The following is a 14,581-nucleotide window of genomic DNA, read 5'->3' as shown; positions in this document are numbered from 1 at the left end:
AGCTCTTATTTTTAACTGTCTCTTTTAACTAAAACCAGACTAAATGAAAATTCTCCGTTATTTATTTATCAACCTTTTAATTATTCTAGCACCTATTTATGGCAACTGGGATTTAATAAGTAAGGGTGAGCGTTGTCAAGGTACTGTGTTTGAAATTAAAGAGATGAAGCAAGATCTTTTCTACGAGACTTATTCTCAAATAATCTATCGGGCAGGAGATAACAGTTACACAATTCAAGGTCCTGAAAATGTAGAATATCCAATAGGAAGTAAACTTGAATTGATTTATCCACATGATAAGCCTTCAGAAGCCATTATATACTCTGTGTCTGGTTTCCTAAGTCAGTGGTATACCATTATGGCTTTTGTTCTTTTCATTTTGTGGAATGCATTCTATTTAAGTTTTCTAAGAGGAAAACCAAAATATGGAGATTCATATACGACTAATAAGAATCAGTTGAATAAATAGCAATAAACTATAAAAGTAGCTACTCCACTAATTTATCTTGATTTAATTTTCTGAATTTTTAGTACACGAAAAATAAATTTCTCAGCCCAAGAGGGAAGGTATGAGGCTATTTTTACAATGATTTGTTTACCCAGAAAATACAAGGCAGAATAAAAAAATACTTTGTTGATTATGTATGTACCTGCAATAATCAGTAGTTTGTTTTCGGTAGGTAAATTTAAAAAAGGGAATATAAGGTATAATAGGAAAGTAATACCTGCAAAACCCATTAAAATATAACCAATCAATCTCTTCGAATCCATACGCCACATTTTGGTAATATTGTTATAAAATTGAACTAGGAGGATGAGTTAATTTATACAACATGGTGGCCAATGTAGTATTTATTTGGATAAACGGCACTGTTTTGAGTGTTAAAAGATGTGAAGTCTTTTGAAATGAAGGCATTTAAAATAGCGTTTTAAACGCCTTCTTCTTTACAATATACTTAAGCTTTTTTTATTATAGGGCGAACAATTCGAGCTAATCCCCCAAGGCTTGTTTCACGATATTTCGATTGCAAGTCTTTTCCTGTTTGCATCATCGTTTCTACCACCTGATCGAAGGAAATTTTATGCGAACCGTCAGAGAATAATGAATAAACAGCACAGTCTCTAGCTTTTTGAGAGATAAAAGCATTTCGTTCTATACATGGTATTTGTACATAACCTTCAACAGGATCGCAGGTTAAACCTAAATTGTGTTCAAAACCCATTTCGGCAGCATACTCAATTTGCTTAGGTGTTCCTCCCATAATTTGTGCAGCAGCACCAGCAGCCATAGCACAAGCTGTTCCTAGTTCGCCTTGGCAACCAACTTCAGCTCCAGAAATAGAACCATTGGTTTTTACAATATTTCCAATTAATCCGGCTGTAGCCAATCCTCGAATAATTCGTTTGTCACTAAACCCTTGATCTTCCGTAAGAAAATAGAGGACGGCAGGTACGACACCCGATGCGCCACAAGTAGGAGCAGTTACTATTTTACCACAAGCCGCATTTTCTTCGGCAACAGCAAGAGCTGCAGCGAATAATAGACCTATGTTGCCTGTAGAACCGGTGGTTGTTTTCGAACGGATATAATAAGAGCTAGCCTTACGAGCTATACGCAAAGTTCCAGGTAAAACACCTTCTTCTTCAAGTCCTCTAACTATAGATTCTTTCATTATAGACCACACATTAGCTAGAAAATCCCAAATCTCCTTGCCCTCACAAAACTCTACATATTCCCAGAATGAACGACCTTCTTCTATACACCACGCTAATATATCATCCATCGTATTTAGATCATATACTTTGCTAGCATCGTTCAATAAGCCTGTATTATCTCTTAAATCGCCACCACCCACAGAGTATACTTCCCATGAATCAACAGCTTTATCATTTTCCAAGGCTTCAAAAATTAAGCCGTTGGGATGAAGTGGTAATTCAACTTCTGGTTTCCAAATGATTTCAACTTCGCGCGGATTAATCATTGTTTCGATAACCTTATCGGTACCGTGGCCAACACCCGTTGCAGCAAGACTACCGTAAAGTGTTACACGAAATTTCTTGATATCAGGATGTTTAGTGCTAAACATTTTGGCCGCACGTCCTGGTGCTATAGTATGGCTACTGGATGGTCCATAACCTATTTTATATAGTTCTCTTAATGATTGCATGTTTGTTGTATTTATATGTTGCTGGCAAAAGTAAGAAATTCCATAATATTGAGGGTGTAATTGTAATAATTAGTCGTGCTGATAGAGATTAAACGTAACACAAGTGGTGTTATGACTCTAACTCGTTGAGATTATCATGTTACAGAATGGCATATTAAAGCTTCTTATACAGATGTTTTGATGAGGATTTGGATGGTTTAAATAAAAAACGAATACTAGCAAAGCCAATATTCGTTTTAATTTTCAGGTATCTATCCACTGTCTCGTATTACCTTCCAGCCGGGAATGTCATTGGATCGAGATTATAAAATAACTCACACCCCGATAAGAAGGAATAGAAAACCAGCCAACGCGGCAAAGATAGAAAATAGAAAATGATATTAAAGAAGTATTCTCGATTAAATAGTGGAGAGTTTGGTGGAGCTATTTTCCTGTTGAACTATTGAAGACGAAGTCGAATAAGTCATTTTCTATTAAATAAAAGTTGGGCAGAACCAAGGCTGAAAAGGTCTTCTTTTTTTTTATTCTTACTATCATATATCTTCATGGAAAATATAAATTAGTAAAAAAATAAGGGGCGTTGGCCTAATGTCTTCGTAAAAAGCGTAAATTGATATAAATCGTAGGGGCAAAGCCCTGTAATCATAATAGGGACGTAATATCAATTTTAGATCATGGCAAATACATATACCCAATTGTATATTCAATATGTGTTTTCGGTTAAAGGCAGGAAAAACCTGATAAAAGAACATTTTAGGGATGAGTTGGAAAAAGTAATGTGTGGCATTATTACCAATCAAAAATGTAAAACCTATGCCATATATAGTAACCCAGACCACACCCATATCTTTGTAGGTATGCATCCCAATATTTCCCCATCAAAATTGATGGAACAGGTCAAATCAGGCTCATCCAACTGGTTAAACAAAAAAAATATATACCTGGTAAGTTTTCATGGCAGAAAGGTTATGGTGCTTTTACCTATTCAAAATCGCATATCGATAGGGTAGTTAAATATGTTTTGAATCAAGCCGAGCATCATAAAAAGCTAACGTTTAAGGAAGAATATTTATCGTTCCTTGAGAAGTTTGAAGTTGATTATGATCCTAAATATCTTTTTGAATGATACAATAGTGTAGGTATCAGGGCTACGCCCCTAAAAATAACCGTAAAATGTGATTTTACGAAGAGGATAGGTCATTGCCCCAGAATGTTATTCAACAAACACTAATAAACACGAAGGCAAAAACATGAGATATTTGGTGACTTTTCATTAGGTTTAAAAATTCGAATTAAGATGTAATCTAATAGCTTTCGATAAGCAAATTACAACTCAGCACTTTTTCTCCATATCGTCTGTAGGGTCTTTATCCTTTTTGCGTATTTCCTTTCATTTTTTTGTCTTATATAATCGCTTATTTTGGAAGATTGTTTACCTTTGAGTTTCTTGAAAAGTAAGAATAAGAACTAATTATTTCGTTTACACCTTAGTATGGAGAATTTCATCGTTTCAGCACGAAAATATCGCCCTTCAAGCTTTCAAACAGTCGTTGGTCAGCAATCTATTACCATTACCCTAAAAAATGCGATTAAAAACGCTCATTTGGCACATGCCTATTTGTTTTGTGGTCCTCGTGGGGTTGGTAAAACATCATGTGCGAGAATATTTGCTAAAACAATTAATTGTTCCAATGTGGGCGATGATTTTGAAGCATGTAATGAGTGCGAATCCTGTTTGGCCTTTAACGAAAATCGTTCTTATAATATACACGAACTTGATGCAGCGTCGAACAATTCTGTAGATGATATTAGAACCTTGATTGATCAGGTTCGGATACCGCCTCAAATAGGAAAATATAGCGTTTATATTATCGATGAGGTTCATATGCTGTCGCAGCAAGCGTTTAATGCTTTTCTAAAAACCTTAGAAGAACCGCCAGCTCATGCTATTTTTGTTTTGGCTACTACCGAGAAGCATAAAATTATTCCAACAATTCTTTCTCGTTGCCAAATATTCGATTTTAGTCGAATTAAGGTAGGCGATGCAGTTAAACATTTGCAGCATATTGCTGAAATTGAAGATATCAGCATTAATGAAGAAGCGCTTAATGTTATTGCACAAAAGGCTGATGGCGCTATGCGTGATGCCTTATCTATATTCGATCAAATTGTAAGTTTCTCAGGAAAAACGATCACTTTTGAAAATGTGATTCAGAATTTGAATGTATTAGATTACGATTACTATTTTAAAATGGTTGATGCCTTTTTACAGGGTAAAGTAACCGATTCGTTGCTTTTATTTAATGAGATTGTTGAAAAAGGATTCGATGGTCATCATTTTGTGGCTGGTCTAAGTTCTCACATAAGAGATATATTAGTAGGGAAAGATGTAGCAACGCTTCAATTACTTGAGGTGAGTGATAGTGTAAAAGAAAAGTATACCGAACAATCTAAAAAATGCGAAGTCGACTTTTTGTACGATGCTTTGGGTATTCTCAACGAATGTGATATTCATTATAAAGGCAGTCAAAATCAGCGCTTGCTTATAGAACTTACCCTAATTCAATTATCCCAGATAGTTGAATCAAAAAAAAAAGGAGTTAGTCTGAAAAAGAATTTTCGAAGACTATTAAAAATACGAGTTGAGGGACATGCCTCAGCTCCTAAAACTGCAGGTGCTAAAGATAAAGCGCCTATTCATCCTCAGCAAGAAGCTCATAAACCGGTATCAAAATCCTCTGTGCAAGCTTCACAAAGCATTTCTCACACATCAAGTCCCAATCATCCTTCAATATCTATAAAAGCGGCTATGCGTCGTGGGATAGTTAATAGACCTGCTTCATCATCAAAAAAGCAAGAAAGTAACTTGAAAGAGGTTGACACAAAATATACCGGCGTTCAAAATAAGCCATATACTGTAGAGTCTGTTGTTAAAAAGTTAAAAGAATATGCGATATCACGTAAGAAAAGTGAACGTGTACGATTAGCTATAGCTAGTTGTGAGGCCGAAATACATGAAAATGGTCAGCTTGCTGTTAAAGTGTGCAATCAGATACAGGTCGATGATTTGACTATTGTAAAAAACGAAATGGTCAATTATTTGAAAAGAGAATTGGAGAACTCTACAATTGATTTTGTAATTGAAATAACACAAACTGTAAACAAAAAAAGATTATATACCGATACGGACAGATTTAAATATTTATGTGATAAAAATCCACTACTTGAACAGTTAAAGCAGAAATTCTCCCTCGATTTTGAGTAATTTAAATTAAATAGCTCTAATTTAGCTTGAAGTTTAAATAATTATCAAATTATATTGAGGTATTGTGCTGATTATAAGCGATATTGTTTTAAGTAAAAAAAGGCTTAAAAAGAAGATTTTTTTTATTTTGTATTAAAAAAAATATATATGTTTACCTCTGAATTGAACCTAGTTTAATTCAAAATAAACACACACAATCAAATTGATTTTTTATTAAAAATTACACAAAACACTAACTAACATGTCAACAACATCAAAAATCATCTACACCAAGATTGATGAAGCACCGGCTCTTGCAACGTATTCACTTTTACCTATTATTAAGGCATTCGTTGAAGCGTCAGGTATCGAAGTTGAGACCAAGGACATTTCTCTACCTGCGAGAATTATCGCTAACTTTCCTGATAATTTGAATGAAGATCAAAAGATTCCGGATAATTTAGCAGAATTAGGTGCTTTAGCACAAACACCAGAGGCAAATATTATTAAGTTGCCTAACATTAGTGCATCAATTCCTCAACTTAAAGCTGCAATTGCTGAATTGCAATCTAAAGGTTATAAATTACCTAACTATCCTGAGGAAGCTACAACTGAAGAAGATAAGGCTTTACAAATTCGTTTTGCTAAGGTTCTTGGTTCGGCAGTAAATCCTGTTTTACGTGAAGGTAATTCGGATCGGCGTTCTGCTGCTTCAGTTAAAAAATATGCTCAAAATAACCCTCACCGCATGGGTAAATGGTCTGCAGATTCAAAATCGCATGTAGCTTGCATGACCGAGAAAGATTTTTACGGTAGTGAAAAGTCAGTTACAATGGCTAAAGCTACTGATGTTAAAATTGAGTATGTTGATGGCAATGGAGCTGTTACTGAATTGAAAAAACTAGCCTTATTAGATGGCGAAGTAATTGATACTTCGGTAATGAATGTAAAAGCATTACGTGCTTTTTACGCTAAGGAAATTGCATCGGCAAAAGAAGAAGGTTTATTATGGTCGCTACACCTAAAAGCTACTATGATGAAAATTTCTGATCCTGTTATGTTTAAGCATGCAGTTGAAGTTTTTTACGAAGAAGCAATTGCTAAGCATGCTGATACAATCAAAAAATTAGGCGTAAACTTTAATAATGGTTTAGGCGATCTTTACAGTAAAATTCAAAGTCTTCCAGAAGCTAAGAGATCAGAAATCGAAGCTGACATTATGGATGTTTATAAATCTCGTCCTGATATAGCAATGGTTGATTCTGATAATGGAATTACGAACCTACATGTACCAAATAACGTGATTATTGATGCTTCAATGCCAGTAGTTGTTCGTGATGGTGGTAAAATGTGGAATAAAGCAGGTGAATTACAAGATACTAAAGCCTTAATTCCAGATCGTTGTTATGCAACTATCTATCAAGTTTGTTTCGACGACTGTAAGAAAAATGGTGCATATGATGTTGCAACTATAGGTTCTGTATCAAACGTAGGTTTGATGGCTCAAAAAGCTGAAGAATACGGTTCTCATGATAAGACTTTTATTTCTGAAGGAAACGGTACTATTCGTGTTGTTGATTGTGATGGAACACTTATAATGGAACAAGCTGTTGAAACAGGTGATATTTTTAGAATGTGCCAAGCTAAAGATGCACCTATTCAAAATTGGGTGAAATTAGCTGTAAATAGAGCTAAGGCAACACATACTCCAGCTATTTTCTGGTTAGATGATAAAAGAGCTCACGATGCTCAAATCATCAAAAAAGTAAATACATATTTACCTAACTACGATACAAAAGGTTTAGATATTCGTATTCTTACTCCAGATGAAGCCATCGCTTTCTCTTTAAAACGTATGAGAAAAGGAGAGGATACTATTTCGGTTACTGGTAACGTTATGCGTGACTATTTAACTGACCTTTTCCCAATTATTGAGTTGGGGACATCTTCAAAAATGCTATCTATTGTTCCATTGATGAATGGTGGTGGCTTATTTGAAACAGGTGCAGGTGGATCGGCTCCTAAACACGTTCAGCAGTTCTTAAAAGAAAATCACTTACGTTGGGATTCTCTTGGTGAGTTTCTTGCTTTAGGTGTTTCTTTAGAGCATTTAGCACGAACTACAGGAAATAAAGAAGCTCAGTTATTTGCTAAAACACTTGATTTAGGTGTTAGTAAATTTTTAGAAGAGAAAAGATCTCCTTCTCGTAAGGTAAATGAGTTAGATAATCGTGGTTCTCATTACTATTTGGCTACATATTGGGCTGAGGCTCTTGCTGCACAAACCGAGAATACTAAAATTCAGGCTCGTTTTGTTAAAGTTGCTAAAGAATTAGCTGCTAACGAAGCTAAGATTACTGAAGAGTTAATCGCTGTACAAGGAAAACCAGTTGATCTTGGTGGTTATTACTTAGCTGATGAAAAATTGGCTGAAAAGGCAATGCGTCCATCAGTAACATTAAATAAAATTATCAACGAATTAGCTGTTTTGTAAGCTAAATAAGATAACTAAAAAAGATAGCCTTCCAGAAATGGGAGGCTATTTTTTTGTTCGACTGATGCTTTTCTTAAGCCTTTATAATATTGTCTGAAGTTACTATCAAATGGGGATGTTATTTGAACTAATGCGTTTAAATAGCATCGCTACCACGTTCACCGGTTCTTATTCGAATACAATCATCAAGAGGTGTGATGAATATTTTGCCATCGCCAATAATACCATCGCCACCGCCACTGGCTGATTCTAAAATGGCGGCAACAGTAGATTCAACAAAATCATCATTGACTGCAATTTCAATTCTCATTTTTGGTGTTAGTCCAGGTACAACTAATTTACCTCTATATAGTTCTGTCTTTGTATGACGACCATGTCCTGCGACACGGCTTACGGTTATTCTTTCGATTCCTTTTTTTACTAAACTTTCGCGAACTTGATCGAGTTTATTGCTTCTAATTATTGCTATGATTAGTTTCATTTGCTTATAATTTAATACTATTATCTGTTAAGAATAGGAGGTGAAGTTCTTAAATATATAATACTTGATAATGGGCAGTATATCAGTGTTTAATGATAAAAACTATTTATAAAATATTCACCTATATTTCACTAACTATTGTTCTAATGCCTTTTAGTGTAAGTATAATCTTTGGAACATTTATTCTCATTAATTTGGAGTAAGCATACCGTATCCACGTTCACCGTGATATGCATAATCCAAGCCATCAAGTTCATCGCAAGGTTTTGCTTTAAAACCAACTGTTTTTTCAACAATAAAGATAATAATTAGTGACCCAGCAGCTGCATAAACTATTGCAATACCAACGGCTGCTGCTTGTATACCTAATTGTTGAAAGCTACTCCAAGTACCTCCATTTGCAAGGGCTGCTTCTGTCATCCAACTATCTCTTATGAAAAAGGATAAAGCTAAAGCACCAACAATTGCTCCCATACCGTGTATTCCAAAAGCGTCTAAACTGTCATCATAACCCAATTTGTCTTTTAGAATAACCGCTAGGTAACAGACCATTGTTGCGAGAATTCCCAAGGCAATTGCGCCAATTGGTTGAACAACACCTGCTGCAGGTGTAACGGAAACTAATCCTGCTAACACACCCGATACAAATCCGAGGGCAGTTGCTTTGCCATGATGAAAACTTTCGATAATAATCCAACTAACGGCCCCAGCTGCAGCTGCCACTTGAGTTGCAGTAAGTGCTTGAGCTGTACCTAATCCACTTGAAATACTACTTCCGGCATTAAAACCGAACCATCCTACCCAAAGTAATCCAGCTCCCATTAGGGTCATAACTAAATTATTAGGTCGTAAATGGTGATTTGGATATCCTCTACGTTTGCCTAGGTAAATAGCAGCAACTAAACCGCTTATTCCAGCTGAAATATGAACAACAGTACCTCCTGCATAATCAATAGCACCCATAGGCCCTAAATTATATAGAAATCCATCTTCGGCCCAAACCCAATGACATAGAGGATTGTATACAAATATACCCCATAGTATAATAAATAGGACATAGCCTTTAAAAGAAACCCGTTCGGCAAAAGCTCCAGCAATTAAGGCTGGGGTAATAATGGCAAATTTGCCTTGGAACATGGCGAAGACTAATTCAGGTATTCCACCTTCCATTATGGATTCATCAATACCATTTAAAAATAGGTAATCGCTATTCCATCCAATCCAACCACCAAGCGTATTTTCACCAAAGCACATACTGTACCCAACTACTACCCATAAAAGGCTCATTACACCCATGGCTACAAAGCTATGCATCATTGTTCCAAGTACATTTTTAGATCGCACCAAACCACCGTAAAACATGGCTAAGCCAGGTATCATTAATAGAACTAGGGCTGTTGACATGATCATCCATGCAGTAGCACCAGAGTCAATTTCATTTGTTCCGGAGGCAAATGCGCTTAAGTTGAAACTTAACAGGATTAATAGTAAGAGGTAGGATTTTTTCATGGTTTTAAATTGTGGTTAATAATTAGATGATATAAAAATAGTATAAAATAGGGGTTGTTCAAAATAAACGTACAAAATAACAATGCAACCCCCTTTTGATAAGGGTGTGTTGTTGAAAAATAAGTATTGTTGTCGTTTGAGCCTTTATTATTACAGGAGTATGCGTTTAATTTATTAAAATAGAAATATTTATTTTATTCTTTTTTTTGAAATCCATTTTATGCTATTAGATTAAAAACTATTTAAGACCTTTAGGTCTGATTTATTTCTTAAATATTTGTATCTCATTTATAATCCTTTATTTTTGTGCCTTTAATTATTCTAAATAAAAATAAGATGCAACTCCATAATAAATTAAATAAGGCAGAAGCTATGGAAAAACTTCATGCCGAAACCTTTAAGCGAACAACGCTTTCTTTTTATCGTTACGTTATACTTGAAGATCCTCAAAGTTTCAGAGATAATTTGTTTGTGGAATGGGATCAGCTCGACTGCTTAGGACGAATTTATATTGCTAGGGAAGGTATAAATGCACAAATGAGCGTACCAGAGCATAATTTAGAGGCTTTTATGATGGCTTTGAATGTTCGGGAAGAACTGAAAGATATGCCTATTAAATGGGCTGTTGAAGATGATGGCAAATCTTTCTTTAAATTAAGCATTAAACTCCGACCCAAGATTGTAGCCGATGGGTTGGATGATGGTAGTTTTGATGTAACCAATGTGGGAAAGCATCTAACACCCATAGAATTTCACAATTCGTTAGATGAGCCAGATACTGTTGTTATCGATATGAGAAACCATTACGAGAGTGAAGTAGGGCGTTTTGAAAATGCAGTTTGCCCAGATGTGGACACTTTTCGTGAAGAAATTCAATTGGTAGTTGACGATTTTTCTGATAAGAAAGATAATAAAGTTCTACTCTATTGCACTGGTGGGGTGCGATGTGAAAAGGCAAGTGCCTATTTAAAGCATCATGGGTTTAAGGATGTAAACCAATTGCATGGAGGTATTATTGAATATGCTCGTCAAATAAAACAAATGGGAGTGAAATCTAAGTTTATCGGTAAGAACTTTGTATTTGATGAACGTTTGGGAGAAAGTATAGATGGCCAGGTGATTAGTAAGTGTCATCAATGTGGTGGAGCCTGCGATACACACACAAACTGCGCTAATGATGATTGTCATTTGCTATTTATTCAATGTAAGCGTTGTAGCGAGCAATATGATGGTTGTTGTACCGATGAGTGTAAGGAGATAATTGCTTTACCAAAAGAGGAGAGAGTTGCATTACGATCGAAGTTTCATGATAAATATTCAAAGAGTCAGATTTATCGTCAACGAATTCGTCCTAAATTGGATCATTTGAGATAAATACTTTTCCTATTTTTTGTATATTCAAAAGAAAAGATGAGTTATAGATTGGCTGATTGAAAATGACTGTTAGTTTTTATAAAAATGAAAGTATCTCACAAAAAAAGCAAGCATGCATACTATTTGCTCCTATTTTGAATGAAAGTTGGCTAAATATAATATCAACACTTTTTGATATTAAGCGTTAAAACATTATCTTTAATAGAAATAATCGTCTCACACACTAAACTGATATATTATGACTGAAGGAAAAGAAAGTGTTTGCGTATATAGGGGATCTTTAATTGATGTTAATTATTATAAAGAAAGACTAGAGGAAATGGATATACCTTCCTTTGTTAAGGATGATTTTTATGATGGATTTAGAGAAGTATTGCCCGATTCAGCTGAACTAATTGTAGACGCTGAAAATGCTGACAAAGCTATTGAAGGGATTCAGAAATTGAAAGAATAATTAATCTCAAGGCTTATTAAAAGGACATAAAAAAAGTCGAGAAACATCATGTTTCTCGACTTTTTTATAATTTTCAATTACTATCTTATTATGCGGTAATAATTCCCATAAAGTCTTCTGCAACTAGCGAAGCGCCACCAATAAGACCACCGTCTACGTCTTCGTTGCTAAATAGCTCTTTTGCATTAGATGGTTTACAGCTTCCACCGTAAAGAATAGAACAATTTTCTGCAACTTCTTTACCATATTTCTCAACTAGAGTTTTACGAATAAAAGCGTGCATTTCTTGTGCTTGATCTGCTGATGCAGTAACACCTGTTCCAATTGCCCAAACTGGTTCGTAAGCTAAAATTACTTTACCGAAATCTTCAGCAGAAAGATGGAATAAACCTTCAGAAATTTGAGATTTAACAACATCAAAATGTTTTTCGCTTTGACGTTCTTCAAGAACTTCACCAATACAAAAGATAGGTGTTAATTTGTTCTCAAGGCAAAGATTTGTTTTCTTAACTAACTTTTCGCTAGTTTCACCATAATAACTTCTACGTTCTGAGTGACCAAGAATTACGCATTGAGTTCCTGTAGACTCAATCATTGAAGCTGATATTTCGCCTGTATAGGCTCCGCTTTTCTCGTCGGCACAGTTCTGAGCCGAGATACGGATTTTATTGCTGGTGATAGCTTTGTTAAGCTCTGTAAGGTGAATAAAAGGAGCACCAATAATAACTTGTACATCTTTAATATCAGTAGCTTCTACCAAGCTATTAATTTCTTTTGCTAACTCGATACCTTCTTGAAGGTTTTTGTTCATTTTCCAGTTTCCTGCAACAATTTTTTTTCTCATAACTGTCATCTGTTTTTTACAGCCCCAAATCGGAATTTAAGCATAAGGAAGCACCCGATTAAAAGCAATAAAGTTGTTGTAATACTTAAAATAACTAACTTATTAATTAGTGTTTGATGTTGTGTAATTGAATAGGCTGCTAAATTAGCCTTTATTTCTGTTGTTTTTGGTATATCTTGCCAATGCCATTTGTTTAAAATCGTTCCATTTTGCAAAAGCATTAAGCCTGGGTTCGAACGAATCATTGTTTTTAGTTGAATTTCATCTGTAGCATAAAAATCAAAATTTAAAGGATGATCTTCTTTAAAGGTTTTAATTTTATCCTCTGAAGAGGCTGTTAAACAAATGAAATTGTAATCGTGGTTATTTGCCCAAGAAGCTAGTTCGTTAATTTGTTCTATGCCCTTTATATCAATTTCGCTTAAATGTCGGCTAATAAACAAAAAGGTATATGAAGGATCTGTTAGGACTTGATCGGTTATGTCTCCTTCGGTTTCATTAGAGATAGAAAAATCGTGAATAGGAGCCTTATAGCCATCTTTAATCTTAATTTGTTCTACATCGACATAAACCCACGTTGAATCTTGCCAAGGGTAGTTCGTTTCGTCAAACTCTTTAATAACACCATCTTTTTTGTACTTAAAAATAGATTTATACTCATCAGTTGGTACGCCTTCTGGAATAATCATCCCATCTTGAATATTTGCACCTATGTGATAAGGTCTAAAATCGATTAAAGGCAAATGATTGTATGAATAATAGGAACAACTTAATGCAATAAATAGCGAAAAGGCTAACATTAAGTTATGTATGGGTTTAGAACTTTTATCTTTTTCAATTTTACGAGTGAAGAATACAACTAGGGTTAGTGCTAGTATAATAATGTTTTTTCCAAAAGTTTCCCAATTGGATAATATTAATGCATCACCAAAACAACCACAGTCACTTACCGGATTGGTAAGAGCCAATATCAGCGTAAGCGGCGTAAAGAAAGACATGAATAAAAGCGCTAAGCTTGAAGTCGTTTTCTTATGAACATTAAACAGGATAAGTATTCCAATAGCAAACTCAAGCGTTGAAAGAACAACAGCAAGAGGAAAGGCTAGTTCGGATAATGCATCCATTCCAAAAGCTGCGAAATAGTCTTTAAACTTAAAGGTTGATCCCATGGGATCAATAGCTTTTACAAATCCCGAAAAAATAAAAAGGAATCCGACAAGAAATCGGCATATAGTTCTAAGAAATTTCATATTATTCTAATACTTTGAGTGTTTAAGTAAATAGTGTGCTTAATAAATTACGCTTCAAATTCTAGTTTAATTAAACCGAATACTGAATAGTTAATCATATCGTAATAATTAGCATCTATTCCTTCAGAAATAATGGTTTTCCCTAAATTATCTTCAATCTGTTTTGTCCGATTGATTTTCATTAAAATAAGGTCTGTATAAGATGAAACTCTCATACTTCTCCAAGCTTCATCGTAATCATGATTCTTTTTTTCCATAAGGATTTTAGCCTCATGAAAGTATTTTGTATATAATTCTAGAGCTTTATCAGCAGCTAAAGGTTTTTCTGAGGTTCCCAATTCAAGTTGAATAATGCCCATGATTGAGTAATTAACGATACCAATAAACTCCGATCGAATATCATCTTCGATCTTACTCATCCCTTTTTCTTCTATACTACGAATACGTTGGGCTTTTATATAAATTTGATCGGTTATAGAGGTTGGACGAAGAATGCGCCAAGCTGTACCATAATCTTTCATTTTTTTTGTGTAAATATCAGTACAAATCTTTATAATGTTTTCGTATTGATCGTTAGTCGTCATGTTAGGTATTTGAGTTTTTATATTAGTAGTCATTGCTATTTTTGGCTATATTTCTTAATCAATCAGAATAATAATTCTAGTACTTAAGTTTAATTCACCAATGTACTATTATTTCAATTAATAATAAAAATTGGCTAATCTCAATGTATATTGAGCGTTTTGACAATTTTCTCTTATTT

13 protein-coding genes are annotated in these 14,581 nt (G+C 34.6%); 6 read left to right on the top strand and 7 right to left on the bottom strand.

Annotation, left to right across the window (positions count from 1 at the left end; all coding sequences use genetic code 11):
• The first annotated feature begins 43 nt into the window (after window positions 1-43).
• Window positions 44-469: a DUF3592 domain-containing protein gene (locus EMN46_RS07890; protein ID WP_154200253.1), complete on the top strand. Its 426-nt coding sequence runs from the start codon at window positions 44-46 to the stop codon at window positions 467-469.
• A 32-nt stretch (window positions 470-501) separates the two neighbouring features.
• Here EMN46_RS07890 and EMN46_RS07885 read toward each other — a convergent pair whose 3' ends face one another.
• Window positions 502-771, bottom strand: coding sequence for a transporter suffix domain-containing protein (locus tag EMN46_RS07885; RefSeq protein WP_195715215.1), 270 nt, complete (start codon window positions 769-771; stop codon window positions 502-504).
• Between the two features lie 185 nt (window positions 772-956).
• Window positions 957-2,168 carry an L-serine ammonia-lyase, iron-sulfur-dependent, subunit alpha gene (locus tag EMN46_RS07880; protein WP_154200251.1) on the bottom strand — a complete coding sequence of 404 codons (1,212 nt, stop codon included), beginning with the start codon at window positions 2,166-2,168 and terminating at the stop codon, window positions 957-959.
• A gap of 674 nt (window positions 2,169-2,842) precedes the next feature.
• Here EMN46_RS07880 and tnpA point away from each other — a divergent pair.
• The 3 genes from tnpA (at window position 2,843) to EMN46_RS07865 (ending at window position 7,906) form a co-directional block, all read left to right on the top strand.
• Window positions 2,843-3,178, top strand: coding sequence for an IS200/IS605 family transposase (gene tnpA / locus EMN46_RS07875; RefSeq protein WP_229130306.1), 336 nt, complete (start codon window positions 2,843-2,845; stop codon window positions 3,176-3,178).
• 482 nt (window positions 3,179-3,660) lie between these two features.
• Window positions 3,661-5,433 carry a DNA polymerase III subunit gamma/tau gene (locus EMN46_RS07870; RefSeq protein ID WP_154200250.1) on the top strand — a complete coding sequence of 591 codons (1,773 nt, stop codon included), beginning with the start codon at window positions 3,661-3,663 and terminating at the stop codon, window positions 5,431-5,433.
• 241 nt (window positions 5,434-5,674) lie between these two features.
• Window positions 5,675-7,906 (top strand): NADP-dependent isocitrate dehydrogenase, encoded by a 2,232-nt coding sequence (locus tag EMN46_RS07865; RefSeq protein WP_154200249.1) that lies wholly within the window; start codon window positions 5,675-5,677, stop codon window positions 7,904-7,906.
• 136 nt (window positions 7,907-8,042) lie between these two features.
• Here the strand turns inward: EMN46_RS07865 and EMN46_RS07860 are convergent, their stop codons facing one another.
• Complete coding sequence (locus EMN46_RS07860; RefSeq protein ID WP_154200248.1) at window positions 8,043-8,387, bottom strand: P-II family nitrogen regulator; 345 nt, start codon at window positions 8,385-8,387, stop codon at window positions 8,043-8,045.
• A gap of 189 nt (window positions 8,388-8,576) precedes the next feature.
• On the bottom strand, window positions 8,577-9,896 hold the full coding sequence (locus EMN46_RS07855) for an ammonium transporter (protein WP_154200247.1): 1,320 nt from the start codon (window positions 9,894-9,896) through the stop codon (window positions 8,577-8,579).
• Between the two features lie 336 nt (window positions 9,897-10,232).
• Here EMN46_RS07855 and EMN46_RS07850 point away from each other — a divergent pair, with 336 nt between their 5' ends.
• Both EMN46_RS07850 and EMN46_RS07845 read left to right on the top strand, forming a co-directional pair.
• Window positions 10,233-11,270 carry a rhodanese-related sulfurtransferase gene (locus EMN46_RS07850; protein ID WP_154200246.1) on the top strand — a complete coding sequence of 346 codons (1,038 nt, stop codon included), beginning with the start codon at window positions 10,233-10,235 and terminating at the stop codon, window positions 11,268-11,270.
• Window positions 11,271-11,508: 238 nt separating this feature from the next.
• Window positions 11,509-11,724, top strand: coding sequence for a DUF2007 domain-containing protein (locus tag EMN46_RS07845; RefSeq protein ID WP_154200245.1), 216 nt, complete (start codon window positions 11,509-11,511; stop codon window positions 11,722-11,724).
• An 88-nt stretch (window positions 11,725-11,812) separates the two neighbouring features.
• Here the strand turns inward: EMN46_RS07845 and tpiA are convergent, their stop codons facing one another.
• The 3 genes from tpiA to EMN46_RS07830 are packed head-to-tail and all read right to left on the bottom strand — an operon-like array spanning window position 11,813 to window position 14,435.
• Window positions 11,813-12,568, bottom strand: coding sequence for a triose-phosphate isomerase (tpiA, locus tag EMN46_RS07840; protein WP_154200244.1), 756 nt, complete (start codon window positions 12,566-12,568; stop codon window positions 11,813-11,815).
• Between the two features lie 5 nt (window positions 12,569-12,573).
• Window positions 12,574-13,818: a BT_3928 family protein gene (locus EMN46_RS07835; RefSeq protein ID WP_154200243.1), complete on the bottom strand. Its 1,245-nt coding sequence runs from the start codon at window positions 13,816-13,818 to the stop codon at window positions 12,574-12,576.
• 47 nt (window positions 13,819-13,865) lie between these two features.
• Window positions 13,866-14,435, bottom strand: coding sequence for a DUF1599 domain-containing protein (locus tag EMN46_RS07830; RefSeq protein ID WP_229130305.1), 570 nt, complete (start codon window positions 14,433-14,435; stop codon window positions 13,866-13,868).
• Between the last annotated feature and the right edge of the window lie 146 nt (window positions 14,436-14,581).

It is taken from the genome of Ancylomarina sp. 16SWW S1-10-2 (assembly GCF_009669305.1).
Classification (GTDB): Bacteria; Bacteroidota; Bacteroidia; order Bacteroidales; family Marinifilaceae; genus Ancylomarina.
This window is presented reverse-complemented; position numbering and strand designations above follow the sequence as displayed.